Annotated in this window: 18 protein-coding genes and 3 tRNA genes; 14 read left to right on the top strand and 7 right to left on the bottom strand. The window is 67.6% G+C overall.

Annotation, left to right across the window (positions count from 1 at the left end):
• Positions 1-48 precede the first annotated feature (48 nt).
• The 8 genes from C6P61_RS04965 to hemP all read left to right on the top strand — a co-directional run bounded on the left by C6P61_RS04965 (position 49) and on the right by hemP (position 8298).
• A complete protein-coding gene (locus C6P61_RS04965; RefSeq protein WP_105728822.1) occupies positions 49-1680 on the top strand; it encodes an ABC transporter permease in 1632 nt (543 codons plus the stop codon).
• A gap of 180 nt (positions 1681-1860) precedes the next feature.
• Positions 1861-4173 carry a TonB-dependent receptor gene (locus C6P61_RS04970; protein WP_105728823.1) on the top strand — a complete coding sequence of 771 codons (2313 nt, stop codon included), beginning with the start codon at positions 1861-1863 and terminating at the stop codon, positions 4171-4173.
• A 54-nt stretch (positions 4174-4227) separates the two neighbouring features.
• The gene (locus tag C6P61_RS04975) at positions 4228-4914 is read left to right on the top strand and encodes a Fe2+-dependent dioxygenase (protein ID WP_105728824.1); all 687 of its coding nucleotides are present in this window, start codon (positions 4228-4230) and stop codon (positions 4912-4914) included.
• Positions 4915-4929: 15 nt separating this feature from the next.
• Positions 4930-6069 carry an alpha-hydroxy acid oxidase gene (locus C6P61_RS04980; RefSeq protein WP_105728825.1) on the top strand — a complete coding sequence of 380 codons (1140 nt, stop codon included), beginning with the start codon at positions 4930-4932 and terminating at the stop codon, positions 6067-6069.
• A 56-nt stretch (positions 6070-6125) separates the two neighbouring features.
• Positions 6126-6914 (top strand): energy transducer TonB, encoded by a 789-nt coding sequence (locus C6P61_RS04985; protein WP_105728826.1) that lies wholly within the window; start codon positions 6126-6128, stop codon positions 6912-6914.
• 4 nt (positions 6915-6918) lie between these two features.
• Positions 6919-7617 (top strand): MotA/TolQ/ExbB proton channel family protein, encoded by a 699-nt coding sequence (locus C6P61_RS04990; protein ID WP_105728827.1) that lies wholly within the window; start codon positions 6919-6921, stop codon positions 7615-7617.
• Positions 7618-7627: 10 nt separating this feature from the next.
• Positions 7628-8038, top strand: coding sequence for an ExbD/TolR family protein (locus tag C6P61_RS04995; protein WP_105728828.1), 411 nt, complete (start codon positions 7628-7630; stop codon positions 8036-8038).
• 53 nt (positions 8039-8091) lie between these two features.
• The gene (gene hemP / locus C6P61_RS05000; protein ID WP_244908774.1) at positions 8092-8298 is read left to right on the top strand and encodes a hemin uptake protein HemP; all 207 of its coding nucleotides are present in this window, start codon (positions 8092-8094) and stop codon (positions 8296-8298) included.
• A 13-nt stretch (positions 8299-8311) separates the two neighbouring features.
• On the opposite strand, the gene C6P61_RS05005 is transcribed toward hemP, so the two are convergent.
• Positions 8312-9511: a HAMP domain-containing sensor histidine kinase gene (locus tag C6P61_RS05005; protein ID WP_105728830.1), complete on the bottom strand. Its 1200-nt coding sequence runs from the start codon at positions 9509-9511 to the stop codon at positions 8312-8314.
• Positions 9508-10227: a response regulator gene (locus tag C6P61_RS05010; RefSeq protein WP_416338611.1), complete on the bottom strand. Its 720-nt coding sequence runs from the start codon at positions 10225-10227 to the stop codon at positions 9508-9510. Before C6P61_RS05010 ends, C6P61_RS05005 begins: the two co-directional genes overlap by 4 nt.
• A 126-nt stretch (positions 10228-10353) precedes the next feature.
• Here C6P61_RS05010 and C6P61_RS05015 point away from each other — a divergent pair, with 126 nt between their 5' ends.
• On the top strand, positions 10354-10944 hold the full coding sequence (locus tag C6P61_RS05015) for a Spy/CpxP family protein refolding chaperone (RefSeq protein WP_105728832.1): 591 nt from the start codon (positions 10354-10356) through the stop codon (positions 10942-10944).
• Between the two features lie 15 nt (positions 10945-10959).
• Here C6P61_RS05015 and C6P61_RS05020 read toward each other — a convergent pair whose 3' ends face one another.
• On the bottom strand, positions 10960-11976 hold the full coding sequence (locus tag C6P61_RS05020) for a Fe(3+) ABC transporter substrate-binding protein (RefSeq protein WP_105728833.1): 1017 nt from the start codon (positions 11974-11976) through the stop codon (positions 10960-10962).
• 180 nt (positions 11977-12156) lie between these two features.
• On the opposite strand from C6P61_RS05020, the gene C6P61_RS05025 reads away from it, so the two are divergent.
• The 4 genes from C6P61_RS05025 (at position 12157) to greB (ending at position 13156) form a co-directional block, all read left to right on the top strand.
• Positions 12157-12233, top strand: a tRNA-Arg gene (locus C6P61_RS05025).
• 77 nt (positions 12234-12310) lie between these two features.
• Positions 12311-12387, top strand: a tRNA-Arg gene (locus C6P61_RS05030).
• A 76-nt stretch (positions 12388-12463) separates the two neighbouring features.
• Positions 12464-12540 (top strand) — tRNA-Arg (locus C6P61_RS05035).
• 58 nt (positions 12541-12598) lie between these two features.
• On the top strand, positions 12599-13156 hold the full coding sequence (greB, locus tag C6P61_RS05040) for a transcription elongation factor GreB (RefSeq protein ID WP_105728834.1): 558 nt from the start codon (positions 12599-12601) through the stop codon (positions 13154-13156).
• 29 nt (positions 13157-13185) lie between these two features.
• Here greB and C6P61_RS05045 read toward each other — a convergent pair whose 3' ends face one another.
• The 4 genes from C6P61_RS05045 to C6P61_RS05060 all read right to left on the bottom strand — a co-directional run bounded on the left by C6P61_RS05045 (position 13186) and on the right by C6P61_RS05060 (position 17349).
• The gene (locus C6P61_RS05045; protein WP_105728835.1) at positions 13186-15447 is read right to left on the bottom strand and encodes a RelA/SpoT family protein; all 2262 of its coding nucleotides are present in this window, start codon (positions 15445-15447) and stop codon (positions 13186-13188) included.
• 125 nt (positions 15448-15572) lie between these two features.
• Positions 15573-15776 carry a DNA-directed RNA polymerase subunit omega gene (gene rpoZ, locus C6P61_RS05050; protein WP_105728836.1) on the bottom strand — a complete coding sequence of 68 codons (204 nt, stop codon included), beginning with the start codon at positions 15774-15776 and terminating at the stop codon, positions 15573-15575.
• A 32-nt stretch (positions 15777-15808) separates the two neighbouring features.
• Positions 15809-16429 (bottom strand): guanylate kinase, encoded by a 621-nt coding sequence (gmk, locus tag C6P61_RS05055; RefSeq protein WP_105728909.1) that lies wholly within the window; start codon positions 16427-16429, stop codon positions 15809-15811.
• Positions 16430-16440: 11 nt separating this feature from the next.
• Positions 16441-17349, bottom strand: a complete 909-nt coding sequence (locus tag C6P61_RS05060) for a YicC/YloC family endoribonuclease (protein ID WP_105728837.1) — start codon at positions 17347-17349, stop codon at positions 16441-16443.
• Positions 17350-17484: 135 nt separating this feature from the next.
• Between C6P61_RS05060 and rph the strand changes: the two genes are divergently transcribed.
• A complete protein-coding gene (gene rph / locus C6P61_RS05065) occupies positions 17485-18243 on the top strand; it encodes a ribonuclease PH (protein ID WP_105728838.1) in 759 nt (252 codons plus the stop codon).
• Positions 18244-18252 lie beyond the last annotated feature (9 nt).

Consider the following 18252-nt stretch of genomic DNA (forward strand, 5'->3'; position numbering starts at 1 on the left):
AGTTAACAAACGATTATTATTCTCAACTAAAAACCGGTTCCGTTCACCATGCGCCCCATTTCTCCCTTGCTTCAGCTGTCGCTGCTGGTCGCTGCCCTGGCGGCGCTGCCGGTCGCCAGCATCGCTTTCTACCTGCTGGCCGGAGGCACCGGCGCGACCTGGCAGCATCTGGTCGACACGGTGCTGGCGGACTATATCCTCAACTCGCTGCGGCTGTGCCTGGGGGTGGCGGCGGGCGTGATCCTGCTCGGCGTCAGCACCGCCTGGCTGACCGCGATGCATGATTTCCCGGGCCGGCGTGTCTTCGAATGGGCGCTGGTGCTGCCGATGGCGATGCCGGCCTATGTGCTGGCCTACCTCTACACCGACTGGCTGCAGTTCGTCGGTCCGGTGCAGACCGCCTTGCGCGAGGCCTTCGGCTGGCGCCGCAGCGACTACTGGTTCCCGGACGTGCGCAGCCTGGGCGGTGCGGCCGCGATGTTCACGCTGGTGCTCTATCCCTATGTCTACCTGCTGGCGCGCAATGCCTTCCTCGAGCGCAGCAGCGGCATGCTGGAGGCGGCGCGCACGCTGGGGCAGGGGCCCTGGCAGGTGTTCTGGCGCATCTCGCTGCCGCTGGCGCGACCCGCGATTGCCGCCGGCGTCGCGCTGGTGCTGATGGAAACCCTGGCCGACTACGGCACCGTGGCCTATTTCGGCGTCGACACCTTCACCACCGGCATCTACCGCGCCTGGTTCTCGCTGGGCGACCGCACGGCCGCGGCCCAGCTCGCTACGCTGCTGCTGGGTTTCGTCGTGCTGCTGCTGCTGATCGAGCGCCATTCGCGCGGTCGCGCCAGCTATCACAACACCACCGGCCGCAACCGGCCCATGCCGGGCCAGCGGCTGCAGGGCGGGCGCGCCTGGCTGGCGGCGCTCTGGTGCCTGCTGCCGCTGCTGCTGGGCTTCCTGTTGCCGGCCGGCCTGCTGCTGCGCATGGCCTGGGCCCAGGGCATTGGCGAGTTCGGCAGCCGCTTCTTCCACCTGGCCGGCAACAGCCTGACGCTGGCGCTGCTGACGGCGGCGCTGGCGGTCGGCCTGGCGCTGCTGCTGGCCTATGCGGCACGCCTGTCGCGCAGCTGGCTGGCGCGTGGCCTGAACCGGCTGGTCGGGCTCGGCTACGCGGTGCCGGGTTCGGTGATCGCGGTCGGAGTGCTGATTCCGGTGACCCGGCTCGACCATTGGCTGGCGGCCGGCTGGCAGCAGCTGTTCGGCCACAACCCCGGCCTGCTGTTGACCGGCGGCATCGCGGCCCTGGTCTATGCCTATCTGGTGCGCTTCCTGTCGGCGGCGCTGCAGACGGTCGAAGGCAGCCTGGGCAAGATCACCCCGAGCATGGACGACGCCGCGCGCAGCCTGGGCTCGGGCCAGTTCGCGGTGCTGCGCCGGGTCCACCTGCCGATCCTGCGCGGCAGCCTGTTCACCGCCGGCCTGCTGGTGTTCGTCGATGTCATGAAGGAGCTGCCCGCCACCCTGGTCATGCGACCGTTCAACTTCGACACCCTGGCGACCCAGACCTACAACCTGGCCTCCGACGAGCGCCTGGCCGAGGCCTCCAGCGCCGCACTGGCCATTGTCGTGGTCGGCCTGCTGCCGCTGATCCTGCTGTCGCGCCAGATCGCCCGCGGCCGCAAGGTCTAGCCCGCACCTCATCCGCCGCGCTATCGCCCGCGCCCTGGAGCGGGGCGAAGCGGAGCAGGGGAAATTTTGGCTTGCGAATGAGATTGATTCTTGTTTGATGTCATAATCGCGCCATCCAGCCAGCCACAGCGCGTCCCGGCGTTGCCAGCCAGCCAGCAATCTATCCAACGATTCTGCAACATGACTCGCAACGCCCGCTCCGATCTGTCTCTCGGTTTCCAGACCTCCCAGCCGCCCCGCGCTGAAGTCCAGGCCCCCACCGCCTCCGGTCTGCCGCTGCTGCCCCTGTTGCCGCTTGGCGCGCTGCTGCTGGCCGGCTCGATCAATGCCGCCGCTCAGACGGTTCCTGCCGCCAGCGAGGCCACGCTGTCGACCGTGACCGTCAAGGAGCAGGGCGATCCGATCGAGCTCAAGGCCAAGAACAGCCTGCGCACCACCGCCAGCCGGATTGGCAAGGGCGAGCAGGCGCTGCGCGACATTCCGCAGAGCGTCACGGTGATGACCGAGCGGCTGATGGATGACCGCAACCTCGACGATTTCCGTGAAGTGCTCAAGACCACCGCTGGCGTGACCTTCATGGCCGGCGAAACCGGCGAGGAAGACGTGCGCCTGCGCGGCTTCTCGCTCGGCCAGGCCGGCGACATCTACGTCGACGGCCTGCGCGACGCGCCGCTGATCGAGCGCGACACCTTCAACCACGGCAGCGTCGAAGTGCTGAAGGGATCGGCCTCGATGCTGTTCGGCAAGGGCTCGACCGGTGGCGTGGTGAACCAGGTCAGCAAGCAGCCCTATCTGATGGACCAGCACGAGGTCGATGTCACCGTCGGCAGCGGCAATGAACTGCGCGTGACTGGCGACTTCAACCTCAAGACCGGCGAGGACTCGGCGCTGCGCATCAACGCGATGACGCACGAGGCCGACAACCACGGCGCCAGCATCGACAAGAAGGGCATCGCTGCCGGCTATCGCTGGGGCATCGGCTCGCGTGACGAGTTCTCGGTCGGCCTGTATCACCTCGAAACCGACGGACAGCCGCTCTACAACCACCCCTGGTTCACGGCCAACGGCAAGATCGAGCCGACCCTGTCGGCCAAGAACTACTACGGACTGGTCAGCGACTACCTCAAGACCGAAAGCAGCTACGCCACCCTGAGCCACCTGCACCGCTTCAGCCAGGACTCCGAGCTCAAGACCACCTTGCGCCACGGCCGCTATGAGCGCGACCTGCTGGCCAGCGCGGTCCGCTTCGCGCCGGCGGCGCAGCAGCCGGGCGGAGTGGCCGTGACGGCCGACACCCTGAGCGCCAACAGCGTGCTGTCCCGCAGCGCCAAGGCCCGGGTCGGCTACAGCGACCTGACCCAGCTCCAGAGCGACTACAGCGACAAGTTCCAGGCCTTCGGCAAGCAGCACAGCCTGATCGCCGGTGTCGACCTGTCTTACGAGGACGCTGAGCGCAACAACAGCTACACCAGTGGCCTGACCGCATCGCCCAATACCCAGGTCGGCACGCCGAACGACGGCGCCAGCGTGGCCGATACCCGCCTGCCGCCGCTGCTCAATACCTTCCAGGCCAGCAACATCGGCCTCTATGCGCAGGATACCGTCAGCCTCACCGATACCGTCAAGCTGATTGCCGGCCTACGCCTGGACCATTTCGAGGCTTCCTACCATGCGCCGGCCAACGGCAGCACGCCGGCGGCGAGCTTCAAGCGCAGCGACGACCTGATCAGCCCGCGCCTGGGCGCGCTCTACCAGCCGAACGCGGCCGAGTCCTACTACGCCTCTTTCGGCACCTCGTACAACACCTCGGGCGACAGCTACCAGTTCGCGCTCGGCTCGCTGGCAGCCGGCAGCAGCAACGCCAGGACCGCCCAGACCGACCCCGAGAAGAGCCGCAACTTCGAGCTCGGCAGCAAGTTCGAGCTGTTCGACAACAAGGCTTCGCTCGGCGTCGCGCTGTTCCACTCCGAGAAGTACAACGAGCGCAACACCGACCCGGACAGTGCCTCCAGCCAGATGCTGCTGTCGGGCAAGCGCCACGCCACCGGCATGGAATTCAACCTGGCCGGCCGCATCACGCCGAAGTGGGAAATCTTCTACAACCACAGCTGGATTCCGCTGGCCAAGATCGACGAGAGCAACGTCGCGCTCAACGCCGCGGGCACCGGGTCCCAGGTCAAGGGTGACCGCCCGGCGCTGACGCCCAAGCACAGCGCCAGCCTGTGGACCACCTACCGCGTCGCGCCGCAATGGCGCCTGGGTGCCGGCCTGAACTACCGTGGCGAGCAGAACCCCGAGGGCGCGCGCCAGATCACGGCCAAGGCCTTCACCACGGTCGACGCGATGGCCGAATACACCGTGGACGCCAACCAGACGCTCAAGCTCAACGTCACCAACCTGACCGACGAGCTGTATGCCGACGCGCTCTACCGTGGCTTCTATGCTCCGGGTGCCGCGCGCCAGGTCCAGCTGAGCTACAAGGTCCTGTTCTGATCCGATCCTGTTGTTGAACACTGCTCCGGCCGCGCGGCCGGGGCTCAAGTCCCCATGTTGCTGCACCTTAAAAACCTCCTGCGCCCCGAAGAACTGGCCCGCGCCCGTACCCTGCTCGGTGACGATGCGCCCTGGACCGATGGCGCCAGCACCGCCGGCGCCCAGGCCGTCACGCACAAGCGCAATGCCCAGCTGGCGCAGGACAGCCCGCAGGCGGCCGAACTGCAGCAGTTGGTGCGCGGCGCGCTGCAGCGCGACCCGCTGTTCTTCTCGGCCGCGCTGCCGCGCAAGATTTTCAACCCGCTGTTCAATCGCTACAGTGGCGACATGAACCATTACGGCCCCCATGTCGACGGCGCGGTGCTGCATTCCAGGGCCGGGCAGGAATGGGTGCGCACCGATGTCTCCTGCACCCTGTTCCTGGCCGAACCCGACGAGTACGACGGCGGCGAGCTGCTGGTGCATGACACCTATGGCAGCCGCGGCGTCAAGCTGGCCGCTGGCGATGCGGTGCTCTACCCCGGCACCAGCGTGCATGAGGTCACGCCGGTCACGCGCGGTGCCCGCCTGGCGAGCTTTTTCTGGATCGAGAGCATGGTGCGCAGCGACGAACAGCGCCGCACCCTGTTCGAGCTCGACATGAACCTGCTGCGCTTGCGCGAGCGCCATGGCGAGAGCGCCGAGACCATCGCCTTGAGCGGCGTCTATCACAACCTGCTGCGGCAATGGGCCAGCACCTGAGCCCGGCCTGACACCATGCATTCCTTGCCGCGTCGCCAGCACCTGCCGCCCGGTCTGCTCACGCTGGCCGACCACGAGACCCACGCGCAAAGCCGGCTCGATGCCGCGGTCTGGGCCTATTTCAGTGGCGGCGCCGCCGACGAGATCACGTTGCACGCCAATCGCCAGGCCTGGGACCGGCTGTCGCTGCGGCCCCGGGTGCTGCGACCGCTGCAGCCGCTCGACCTCAGTTGCCATCTGCTCGGAAAAAGCTGGCCGACCCCGCTGCTGGTCGCGCCAATGGCCTGCCAGCGCCTGGCCCATCCCGATGGCGAGCGCGCGACTGCGCTGGCCGCTGCCGCGCTCGGTGCCGGACTGGTGCTGAGCGCGCAGACCAGCACCGCCCCCGAAGCCGTGGCGCAGCTGGCGCTGGGCGATGCCGGGCGCGGCCCGCTCTGGTTCCAGCTCTACGGGCTGGGCGACCGGGGTTGGATGCTCGAGCTGGTGCAGCGCGTGCAGCAGGCCGGCTACGAGGCGCTGGTGCTGACGGTCGATGCCCCGGTCAACGGTGTGCGCGACCGCGAACGGCGCGCCGGCTTCACCCTGCCGCCCGACTGGCTGGCGCTGCCCGGCCCTGCGGCGCCGGCAGGCGGGCCGGGTGGGCCTGGTGGGCCGGTTGGCCTGCAGGCCTTGCTGAGCCAGGCCCTGTCCTGGGCCGATGTCGAGTGGCTGCTGGCGCACAGTCCGCTGCCGCTGCTGCTCAAGGGCATCACCCATCCGGACGACGCACGCCAGGCCGCCAGCCTGGGCGTGGCGGGCCTGATCTGCTCCAACCACGGCGGCCGCGTGCTCGATACCCTGCCGGCAACGGTCGAGCTGCTGCCCGCCATCGTGCAGGCCGTGCAGGGCGCCTGCCCGGTGCTGGTCGATGGTGGCATCCGGCGCGGCACCGACATCGTCAAGGCGCTGGCGCTGGGCGCGCAGGCGGTGCTGGTCGGCCGGCCGGTGCTGTACGGCCTGAGCAATGCCGGCGCCACCGGGGTCGCCCATGTGCTGCGCCTGCTGCTCGACGAGTTCATGGCCGCGCTGGCCCTGTGCGGTATTGATCGCTTGGCCGACCTCAAGCCCTCCTGTTTATGGAGCTTGAACATGAATGAGATTGATTCTCGTTTATAATCTGCTTCTCCCTTCCATGCGGCCCGGCCTGTCCCCGCGCCACAGGGCGACACCCTATGACCATTGCTTCCCCCTCTGCCCGCAGGCCTGATCCGGCCACTGCCTCGCCAGACCGTCACCGGCGCCACGCCTCGGTGCTGGTAGCCGTGCTGGTCGCGCATGCGCTCGGCCTCTGGGCCCTGCTGGCCGGCTTGTCCGATCCGCCCGAACTGCCGGTGCCCGGCGAGGTCGTCACGACCGCCTTGCTGCTGCCCGAACCGGCCTCGGCCGCTTCAGCGGCTGCTCCAGCCAGGCCTGCCGCCGCGAAGCCGCAGCCGGCCAGGCCCCAGGCCAAGCCGGCGCAACAGCCGCCGACTGCCCAGCCGCTCCCGACTCCCTCGGCGCCTGCCAGGTCGCAGTCATCCGCTGCGCTGCCGGCGGCCGTTCCGACCCAGGCGCCGAGTGCGCAAGCACCAGCGGGCGCCAGGTCGCCGGCCGCGCCAGCGTCCCAGGCCGCTGCGGCGCCCGCCAGCGCTGCTACCGGCAGTGCCGCCACTGCTGCAGCCACCCCGGCCCCGGCCCGGGTCGAGCTGCCAAGCTCGAGCGCCGACTACCTCAACAACCCCAAGCCGGCCTATCCTGGCTTGAGCAAGCGGCTCGGCGAGGAGGGCAAGGTCGTGCTGCGCGTGCTGATCGAAGCCGACGGCAGCGCCTCGAAGGCCGAGATCCGCAGCTCGAGCGGCTACGACCGGCTCGACCAGGCCGCGCTGCAGACCGTGCTGCGCTGGCGCTACCTGCCCGGCAAGCGCGGTGGCGTGGCCGAGGCCATGTGGTTCAACGTTCCGATCAATTTTGTCTTGGAGTAAGTCTATGGAAACGCAATTCGGCCTCGCGCATGTCTGGAACCAGGGCGACTGGGTCACCCGCACCGTCGCGCTGATCCTGCTCGGCATGTCGGTCGCCTCCTGGGTCGTCATCGTCGTCAAGGCGCTCGACCTCAGGCGCCACCTGGCCCAGGCCCGCAGCAGTCATGATTTCTGGCACAGCCAGGATTTCGCCACCGCCCTCGACAAGCTGGCCGGCAGCGACAACCCGTTCCGCCTGCTGGCCCAGGAAGGCCAGGACGCGACCCGGCATCTGCTGCACCTCGACGGCGAAGCGCCGGCCCAGCTGCACGACAGCCTCGATGTCAGCGAATGGGTCACGCGCGCGCTGCGCAACTCGATCGACGACTTCACTGCCCGGCTGCAGTCCGGCCTCAGCGTGCTGGCCTCGATCGGCTCGACCGCGCCCTTCGTCGGCCTGTTCGGCACCGTCTGGGGCATCTACCACGCGCTGCTCGGCATCGGGGCCGCCGGCCAGGCCAACATAGCCCAGGTCGCCGGCCCGATCGGCGAGGCCCTGATCATGACCGCGCTCGGCCTGGTGGTCGCGATTCCCGCCGTGCTGGGCTACAACGCGCTGGTGCGCGGCAACAAGGGCGTGCTGCACCAGCTCAACCGCTTTGCCCATGACCTGCACGCCTATTTCGTGACCGGCGCCCGTGTCACGGTGACCCGCAAGGGCTGAGGAGGACGGGATGGCCTTCGGTAAATTCGACTCCGACAGCGAGGACGAGGTCCTGAGCGAGATCAACATGATCCCGCTGATCGACGTGATGCTGGTGCTGCTGATCGTCTTCATCATCACGGTGCCGGTGATCCGCCACGCGGTGCAGCTCGAGCTGCCCCAGGCCACCAGCCAGCCGAGCCAGGAGCGCCCGGCCACGATCCGGCTGGCGATCGACGCCCAGGGCCAGTACCACTGGAACGAGGCCGCGATCAGCGACCAGGAGCTGCAGACCCGCCTGGATGCCGCCGCCGCCCAGCAGCCCCAGCCCGAGCTGCACCTGAGCGGCGACAAGGCGGTGCGCTACGAGCGGGTGGCGCAGGCCATGGCCGCAGCCCAGCGCGCCGGCCTCGGCAAGATCGGCTTCCTGACCCGGCCATGAACGAGTCTGCCCGACCTTTTTCAGCCTCCTTGCCAGCGTCGGAGTCAGAGTCAGTGCTTGCCTTGCCGTCCGGACAGTCGCCTGTCGCACCGGCGTTGGCAGCGGATGCTGCCGCCAGCGACCCGGTCGGCTCCATCCTGGCGCAGCCGCTCGACAGCCAGCTGCTGCTGCAAGGCCGGCGCGAGCTGCAGATCCTGCATCAGGGCCAGATCTACCGCCTGCAGCAGACGCGCCAGGGCAAGCTGATCCTGACCAAGTAGGCGGTCGCGCGCCTCATTTCTCTGCGCTGGCCGGCAAGGTCAGCCGCACCGACAGCCCGCCACCGGCGCGGTTCTCGGCGCTCGCGCGTCCGCCGTGCAAGCTCATGACCCGGCTCGTGATCGCGAGCCCCAGGCCATAACCGGCATGGGCCTGGGCGCCGGCACTGCGCATGAAGGGCGCGAAGATTGCCTCGAGCTCGGCCGGCGGCACGCCGGGCCCTTCGTCGTCGACCCGGATTTCGAGCCAGCCAGGCCGGATTTCGGGCTGGCTCGTGATGCGCACCGTACCGCCATCGGGCGAATGCCGCAGCGCGTTGCGCACCACGTTTTCCAGCGCGCGGTGCAGCAGCTCGCGGTCGCCGTGCAGGACCGCGCCCTGATTGCCCTCGACCAGGATGCGGCAGCCGCGCTGCTGGCCCTCGAACGCGGCGTCCTCGGCCACATTGGCCACCAGTTCGGCCAGCTCGACCCGTTCGCGCTGGCGCGGCGCAATGCCGGCATCGAGCCGCGCCAGCGTCAGCAGCTCGCCGACCAGCTGATCCATGCGGCCGCTTTCGCGCTCGATCCGCTCGATGAATTCGGCCGCGCGCTCGGGCTGCTGCGCCAGCAGGTCGGTCGCCGCCTGCAGCCGCGCCAGCGGCGAGCGCAGCTCGTGCGAGACATCGTGCAGCAGCCGGCGCTGGCCCTCGAGCAACTGCTGCAGCTGGCCCGCCATCAGGTCGAAGGCCTGGCCCAGATCGGCCAGCTCGTCGCGCCGGCCCGACAGCAGCGGGCCGACCCGGACCTCGAGCCCGCCAGCGGCGGCCTGCTCGAAGGCCCGCTGCAGATAGCGGATCGGGCGCGAGAAATACCAGGCCAGCGCAGCCGCGAACACCAGGCTGACCAGTCCGCCCGCCAGCAGCGGCAGGTAGGGCGGACGCAGCAGCCAGGGCCTGGCGCCGGAGCGGGGCCGGTCCGCCATCGCGCCGGCCATGGCGCCGGTTGGCGGCAGGCCAGGTCGCAGCTCGGCCGGGCCGCGCCAGGCGGGCACTGGCGCTGGTGCCGGTGCCGGTGCCGATGTGCCAGGCGCCTGCCACTGATGCGCCGGCCGATCGGCACGTTCGCCACGCAGCATCCAGACCGCCGCGCCGACCCCGGCCGAAGTCAGCAGCTGCGCGCTCCAGAAGGCGAAGAAGAACTTCCAGAACAGCCGGCCGGTGCTTTTTCCCGTCATGGCAGCACCAGCATATAGCCCTGGCGGATCACGGTCTCGATCGGCGAGCTGCCGTCGGGCAGCTGACCGAGCTTCTGTCGGATGCCGCTGATGTGGACATCGATGCTGCGGTCAAAGCGCGTCAGTGGCCGCCCGAGCGCTTCCTGCGACAGGGTCTCCTTGCTGACCGGTTGGCCGGCATGGCGCGCCAGCAGATCCAGCAGGCTGAACTCGGTGCTGGTCAGCTCGAGCGCCTGGCCGCGCCAGGCGGCGCGGCGCTTGCCGGGCCAGAGCTGCAGCTGGCCGACCACCCGTTCCTGCGCGGTCTCGGTGCCAGCGCCCTTGCCGGCCTGCACCCGCTTGAGGATGGCGCGCAGCCGTGCCGCCAGTTCGCGCGGGGTGCAGGGCTTGGGCACATAGTCATCGGCGCCGAGTTCGAGCCCGACGATGCGGTCGGCATCGTCGCCGCGCGCGGTCAGCATCAGCACCGGTACCTGGCTGCTGGCGCGGATGCGGCTCAGCGCCTGGATGCCGTTGAGCCCCGGCATCGTGACGTCGAGCACCACGATGTCATAGCGGCCTGAAATCGCCGCGCTGGCGCCGGACTCGCCGTCATGGGCGCAGTCGACCGCGAAGCCGTCGCGCGCGAGGTAGTCGCGCAGCAGGCCGGCCAGCTCGATGTCGTCGTCGACCAGCAGCACCTGGGCATTCATGGCAGGGAAGGGGGAGAGTGGCATGGCTGCCGATCTTAGGCCCGCCGGGTCGCTGCCGCAGCCCTCTTTACGCGGATTTACCCCGGCTTAACACCCGTTAACGCGTTCGGCCGCAACAATGAGGCTGTCTTTCACTTACAGAGGTTCACCATGAAATCACTCCCGATCCTGCGCCATACCGCCCTCGGCCTGCTGGCCGCCCTGAGCCTGACGGCAATGGCCGCTGCCCCGGCCGCCGGTGATGGTTGCGAACATCAGGGCCGGCCTGGCATGCATGGCATGGCGGGTACCGAAGGCCATCACGGCGGTCGCATGGGCCATGGCCCGATGGGGGCTGGGGAAGGTCAGATGAGCGGCCATATGGGGGGCCGCATGGGCGCTCACATGGGCGGCCTGTCGCCCAGAATGCTGCAGTCGCTCCAGCTCAGCGATGCCCAGCGCGCCCAGGTGACCGAGCTCACCCAGGCCCAGGCCAAGACGATGCAGGAGCAGATGAGCCAGAGCCGCGCCCGCCATGAGCAGCTCGACCAGCTGTCACGCGCGCCCAGCTTCGACGCTGCCAAGGCGCGTGCCCTGGCCGACGAGCAGGGCCAGCAGATGGCCCAGCATCTGTTCCAGCGCGTTCAGCTCCAGTCCCAGCTGCGCGCGCTGCTGACGCCCGAGCAGCTCAAGCAGCTCGACGCGCGCCAGGCCGATGGCCGTCCGATGGACGGCAAGGGCCCGCGGCAGCAGCCGCGCTGAGGCCCCGTTCCGGCTTCAACGGAAGCCGGCGCGGTCGAACACCATCTGTGCCTTGGTGCGGTACATCGCCAGCTGACCGATCGGCAGCTGGTCGACCTTGAAGGCGCCCAGCGCCTTCAGCGCCGGGTTGCTGGTCTTGACGCTGCTGACCACCGGCCACTCGTTGTTGCCGTCGGCCAGGTAGCGCTGGGCCTGGTCGCTGGCCAGGTATTCGAGGAACTTGACCGCGGCCTGCGGATTCGGCGCGTGCTTGAGCATGCCGCCACCCGAGACGTTGACATGGGTGCCGTTGCCCTTCTGGTCCGGTGCGATCACGCCCACGCTCTCCATCACCTTGCGATCGGCCGGATCGGTCGAGCGCATCAGTCGCGCGACGTAGTACGAGTTAGCGATCGTGACGCCGCATTCGCCAGCCGCCACGGCCTTGATCTGGTCGGTATCGCCGCCCTTGGGGGCGCGCGCGAAGTTGGCCACCAGGCCCTTGGCCCATTGCTCGGCCTTTGCTTCGCCCTCGTGCGAGATCACCGAAGCCAGCAGCGAGATGTTGTAGGGGTGCGAGCCCGAACGCGAGCAGAACTTGCCCTTGAGCGCCGGCAGCGCCAGGTCGGCGTAGTTGCGCACCTGATCCGGCTTGACGTCGAGCTTGTTGTAGACGATCACGCGGGCCCGGGTCGAGAACGAGAACCAGTCGTCGGTGCGCAGATAGCCCGGAATCCGGCTTTCGAGCAGCTTGGACTTGACCGGAGCGAACAGGCCCAGATCATGCGCCTGCGCCAGTCGCGCTGCATCGACGGTCAGCAGCACATCGGCCGGGCTGTTCGCGCCCTCGTTCTTGATGCGCTCAAGCAGCTCCTCTTCCTTGCCTTCGATCCGGTTGATCTTGATGCCGGTCTGCTTGGTGAAGTCGCTGTAGAGCGCCTCGTCGGTCTGGTAGTGGCGTGCCGAGTAGAGGTTGAGCACCGGTTCGGCGGCCTGGGCGCCCAGGGCGGTGCCGGCCAGCAGCAGGGAGAGCAGGGGAGTGCGGATAGACATGAAGAGGCTCCGGATCAAGGTCAGGGGATGAGCGATTCTAGGAATCTGCGGTCTGATTGTAAATGAGACTGATTATCAACCGTATTGCTGATCCGGGTATTGGTGCGATTTTGTGACTTTTGCTCGCTGGCGGAAAAAAAGCCGGAAAGCGTGGCAAATCCTGCTACAATTTCGTTCTCGGCGGCTGTAGCTCAGTTGGATAGAGTACTTGGCTACGAACCAAGGGGTCGTGGGTTCGAATCCTGCCAGCCGCACCAGATATGTAAATCGCAGCGCCAACGGCTGCGATTGTCGTGAGAAGAGTTTCATCCGTCGCAAGGCGGACTACGGTTTAGCGGCTGTAGCTCAGTTGGATAGAGTACTTGGCTACGAACCAAGGGGTCGTGGGTTCGAATCCTGCCAGCCGCACCATACAAGAAGATCGCAACGTCAACGGTTGCGATCTCGTGAGAAGAGTTCCATCCGTCGCAAGGCGGACTACAGTTTAGCGGCTGTAGCTCAGTTGGATAGAGTACTTGGCTACGAACCAAGGGGTCGTGGGTTCGAATCCTGCCAGCCGCACCAATGAAAAAACCTGCAACAGTCCTTGTTGCAGGTTTTTTTTCGCCCTTAGACTTTGCGCATGAGCAAAGCCTTCACCCGCGAAACCGATGCCGACGACGACGAGGATCTCGGTGCTCCCAAGCTGCCGGCCGGCAGCAAGAACTACATCACCCGTGCCGGCCACGACCGGCTGCGCGCCGAACTGCTGCAGTTGCTCGACGTCGAGCGCCCGAAGATGGTCGAGATCGTGCATTGGGCCGCCAGCAACGGCGACCGCTCGGAAAACGGCGACTACCTGTACGGCAAGAAGCGGTTGCGCGAGATCGACCGCCGCATCCGCTTCCTGACCCGCCGTCTCGACATTGCGCTGGTGGTCGACCCTTCGCTGCACCATGGCAAGGAGCAGGCCTATTTCGGCGCCACTGTGCGCTATGCGCGCGAGGACGGCAGCGAGACTACGGTCACCATCCTCGGCATCGACGAGGTCGACAGCGCCCAAGGCCAGATCAGCTGGGTCTCGCCGGTGGCGCAGGCGCTGCTGAAGGCCAGCGTGGGCGACGAGGTCCGACTGCGCACGCCCGTCGGCTGGGAAACGCTGGAGCTGCTCGAGGTCAGCTACCCGGCGCCAGCCGCCTGAGGGGGCGAGCCGGCAGCTAAGCTGCTGGCTCAGTGCGCCGTCACCTTGTCGTCGTCCGGGCGCTCGCGCACGATCCGCATCACGGTCGGCGTGCGCTTGAGGCTGCGCAGCACATGGGCCAGGTGGATGCGGTCGCGCACCGCGACCGTGAACCGGATGTCCAGGTCGGACAGCACCGGTTCCTTGCTCATTTCCAGATGGGTGATGTCGGCCTCGGCCGCCGCCAGCGCGCCCGCCACCTTGGCCAGCGCGCCCTTGACGTTGTTGAGCGTCACCAGCAGGCGGGTCTCGAACGAGCGCACCGGCTCGTCCGACCATTCGACCTCGGTGAAGCGCTCGCTGTCGCGCAGCAGCTGCTTGCGGATCACCGGACAGTCGTCGGTATGCACTACCAGGCCTTCGCCGCGTCCCAGGTAACCGACGATCGCGTCGCCCGGTATCGGGTGGCAGCAGGTCGCGTAGCGCACCGAGGCGCCCTCGCTGCCGTCGAGCGCCAGCACGCCCTGGCTGATCTGGTCATGGCCGCCGGCGTAGCGCTCCTGCGTCATCAGCAGCACATCGGGCTTCTGGCCGGACTCGCCGAGCAGGGCGGCCAGCTTGATCGCCACCATGGTCGCGATGCGCTTGCCCAGTCCGATGTCGGCCAGCAGCTCGTCGCGGTTCTTGTTGCCGGTGAAGCGCAGCAGCTTGTCCCACAGGCCGTGGGTCGGGCCGCTGGTCTCGGGCAGGCTGGCGATACCCTCGGCGCGCAGCGACTGCAGCAGCAGCCGCTCGCCGAGCTCGCGCGACTCCTTGATCTCCATCGTCTTGAGGTGGTGGCGGATCTTGGAGCGCGCCCGTCCGGTGCGCACGAAGCTGAGCCAGGCCGGGTTCGGCTTGGCATGCTGCGAGGTGGCGATCTCGACCACGTCGCCGTTCTTGAGCTCAGTGTGCAGCGGGCTTTGCTCGCGGTTGATCAGCGCGCCGATCGCATGCGAGCCGATGTCGGTATGGATCGCGTAGGCAAAGTCGACCACGGTCGCGCCGCGCGGCATCGCCATGATGCGGCCCTTGGGCGTGAAGACATAGACCGCCTCGGGGAACAGGTCGATCTTGACATGGTCCCAGAATTCGGCCGCGTCATGGGTTTCCTGCTGGATGTCGAGCAGCGACTGCAGCCATTGCGTGCTGAGGTCCTGCGCCGCCGCGCTGTCGGGCTCGCTGGCCTTGTAGAGCCAGTGCGCGGCCACGCCCGATTCGGCCACCACGTCCATCGGCTCGGTGCGCAGCTGGAACTCGATGTTGGTGCCGAACGGGCCCACCAGCGTAGTGTGCAGCGACTGGTAGCCGTTGGCCTTCGGGATCGCGATGTAGTCGCGGAACTTGCCCGGCAGCGGCTTGTAGAGCTGGTGCAGCACGCCCAGGGCGGTGTAGCAGTTCATCAGCTCGGGCAGCACGATGCGAAAGCCGTAGATGTCGGTCACCTGCGCGAACGACAGGTGCTTGAGCTGCATCTTGCGGTAGATCGAGAACAGCGTCTTCTGCCGTCCGCGGATGCGGGTCTCGATGCCCTGCTGGCCGAAGGCGTTCTCGACCTCGGTCTGCACGCGCGCGATCAGGTCCTTGCGCCGGTTGCGCGACTTGTTGAGCGCCTTGCTCAGAATCTCGTAGCGCCAGGGAAACAGGTGCTTGAAGGCCAGTTCCTGCAGTTCGCGGTAGCTGTGGTTGAGCCCGAGCCGGTGCGCGATCGGTGCGTAGATCTCCAGCGTCTCGGACGAGATCCGGCCCCATTTGCTGCGCGGCATGTCGCCCATGGTGCGCATGTTGTGGGTGCGGTCGGCCAGCTTGATCAGGATCACGCGCACATCGCGCGCCATCGCCAGCAGCATCTTGCGGAACGATTCGGCCTGGTTGTGCTCGCGCGAATGGAATTCGAGCTTCTCGAGCTTGGTCAGTCCGTCGACCAGTTCGGCCACCGGCATGCCGAAGCGCTCGATCAGGTCGGCCTTGCTGATGCCGCAGTCCTCCATCACGTCGTGCATCAGCGCCGCCGACAGCGCCTGGGCGTCAAGCTTCCATTCGGTGCAGATCTGCGCCACCGCGATCGGGTGCGTGATGTAGGGGTCGCCGTTCTTGCGCATCTGGCCCAGATGGGCTTCATCGGCCAGGCGGTAGGCGCGGCGCACCAGCTCGATGTCGCTGCTGCTCAGGTAGTCCAGGCCGGCTTCCAGGGCGGCAAAGCTGGCAGCAGAAGCCCGGGCCGCTGCTTGCGCCGGGTTCAGGGGAGTTGTCAAGGTCGCGTCCTGATTCATGGCTTTACTTTAGCCTGAATGCAGCAAATTGACGTGGATGCCATCATGACGGTCGGATTCGGGCCACACACAAACGAGAAAGCACCGCCAAGCGGTGCCTTCTTGCTGGATGATCTGGCAGCGGCTCAGATCGGGACCTTCTTGAGCATCTCCAGGCCGACCTTGCCTTCGGCGATCTCGCGCAGGGCGGTCACGCAGGGCTTGTTCTTGGTTTCGACCCGGGCGCTGTGGCCCTGGTGCAGCATGCGGGCGCGGTAGGTTGCGGCCAGAACGAGCTGAAAGCGATTGGGGATCTTTTCCAGACAGTCTTCGACGGTGATGCGTGCCATGACGGGCTCCGGTGCGGCGCAGGGCCGTGAGATTAGGGGATATCGAGAGCGCGGAAGGTCTCGGCGCGGGCGCGACGCTGGGCGGCTACCTTGAGCCGCTGCGCGTGCGCAATGGCTTTCAGGTCGAAAAGCGCGCGCTCGAACAGTTCGTTGATTATAACGAAATCGAACTTGTCGACCTGCGCGACTTCCTGGGCGGCGTTTTTCATGCGCAGCTCGATCGTCGCTTCGGAGTCCTCGTTGCGCCGCATCAGGCGCGCGCGCAGCTCGGGCCAGCTCGGCGGCAGGATGAAGATCAGCACCGCGTTGGGGAACTGGTCCTTGATCTGGACCGCGCCCTGGAAGTCGATCTCGAGCACGATGTCGGCGCCGGCCGCGATCTTGTCCTCGATCGTCTTGCGCGAGGTACCGTAGCGGTTGCCATGGACCTGGGCCCATTCGACGAAGGCGTCGGCGTCGACCATGCGGTCGAATTCCTCGTGGCTGGTGAAATAGTATTCGCGCCCGTGCACTTCCTGGCCGCGCGGGGCACGGGTGGTGTGCGACACGGACAGTTCCATGCGCGAGTCGACTTCCAGCAGGGCCTTGACCAGGCTGGACTTACCGGTGCCGCTCGGGGCAGCGACGACGTAGAGGTTGCCGGGGTAATCCATCTTGTGCTGCTTCATTCGAGGTTCTGTACCTGTTCGCGCATCTGCTCGATCATGACCTTCATGTCGACCGAGATCTTGGTCAGCTCCAGGCTTGAGGACTTGCTGCCCAGGGTGTTGGCCTCGCGGTGCAGTTCCTGGATGAAGAAGTCCAGCCGCTTGCCGACTTCGCCACCCTTGCCGATCAGGCGCTCGATCTCGTCGAGGTGGGCCTGCAGCCGGGTCAGTTCCTCGGCCACGTCGATGCGGATCGCGAATGCGGTGGCTTCGGACAACGCGCGTTCCTGTGCGGCCTGGGCGGCAGCGTCGGTCTGGGCGGCGCCGAGCGCCTCGTTCCAGCGCTCGAGGAAGCGCTGGCGCTGCAGCTCGACCAGTCGCGGCACCAGCGGCTGAGCCTGGGAGGCCAGCGCGCGCAGTTGCGCGGTGCGGTCGAGCAGCATCAGGCTGAGCTTGGCGCCTTCGCGCTCGCGCGAGGCGGTGAACTCGTCCACCGTCTGGCGCGCCAGCGCGAGCAGCAGGTCGGACAGCCCGGTCGGCGCCGGCGTGCTGCGGCCCAGCGTGGCCAGCACTTCGGCCACCGAGAGCGGGCGCGACTGCGGCATCCAGCTCAGCACATGGTCCTGCACGCCGATGAGCTTTTGCAGCTCGGCCATGCTGGGCTGGCGCAGCGCGTGGTCGCTGCGGCCTTCGATCCAGGCCCGCACCTCGACCTTGCCGCGCTTGATGCGCGCGCCGATCAGCTCGCGCAGCGCCGGCTCGGCCGGGCGCAGCTCGTCCGACAGGCGCAGGCTGATGTCGAGGAAGCGGCTGTTGACCGAGCGGATTTCCATGCCGAGCATGGCCGAGGCTGCGGGGGTGGGGAGGTCGGTATCGGCAGGCTGGCTCTGGGCCGTGGCGTAGCCGGTCATGCTGTAAACTGGCATTTCAATTCTCGCAGTCGGGAAGCAACGGCTTATGGTTGCAGAGATTGTGATTATGTCAAAGACCGGGGTCGCTCCAGCGCGACAGGCGTCAGGGCGGCTATCCTCCTGCCTCATTCATTGCCCAACACCTCCCCCATGACTGATCCGACCCTGACTGCGACGGCCCTGCGCGCCGATGGCCGCCGCCCCGATGCCCTGCGCCCGGTGCGCCTCACCCGCCACTACACCATGCATGCCGAGGGCTCGGTGCTGGTCGAGTTCGGCAACACCAAGGTCCTCTGTACCGCCTCGGTCGAGGAAAAGGTGCCGCCGCATCAGCGCGGCAGCGGCGAGGGCTGGGTCACGGCCGAATACGGCATGCTGCCGCGCGCCACCCACAGCCGCAGCAGCCGCGAGGCCGCCAAGGGCAAGCAGAGCGGTCGCACCCAGGAGATCCAGCGCCTGATCGGCCGCTCGCTGCGCGCGGTGTTCGACCTCAAGGCGCTCGGCGAACGCACCCTCACGCTCGACTGCGATGTGCTGCAGGCCGATGGCGGCACCCGCACCGCCGCCATCACGGGCGCCTTCGTCGCCGCGCAGGACGCGGTGCATCAGCTGCTGGCCGAGGGCAAGATCACCTCCAGTCCGCTGCTGCATCCGGTGGCGGCGATCTCGGTCGGCATCGTCGGCGGGGTGCCGGTGCTCGATCTCGACTATTTCGAGGATTCCGGCTGCGACACCGACATGAACGTGGTCATGACCGGTGCCGGCCACTATGTCGAGGTCCAGGGCACGGCCGAGGGCCTGCCGTTCAGCCGCGCTGAAATGAACCAGCTGCTGTTGCTGGCCGAAAAGGGCATCGCCGAGCTGATCGTGCTGCAGCAAGCCGCGCTGGCCGGCGCCGACGTGATCTGAGGAGCTGGA

Origin of the sequence: Malikia spinosa (assembly GCF_002980625.1) — a bacterium.
Classification (GTDB): domain Bacteria; phylum Pseudomonadota; class Gammaproteobacteria; order Burkholderiales; family Burkholderiaceae_C; genus Malikia; species Malikia spinosa.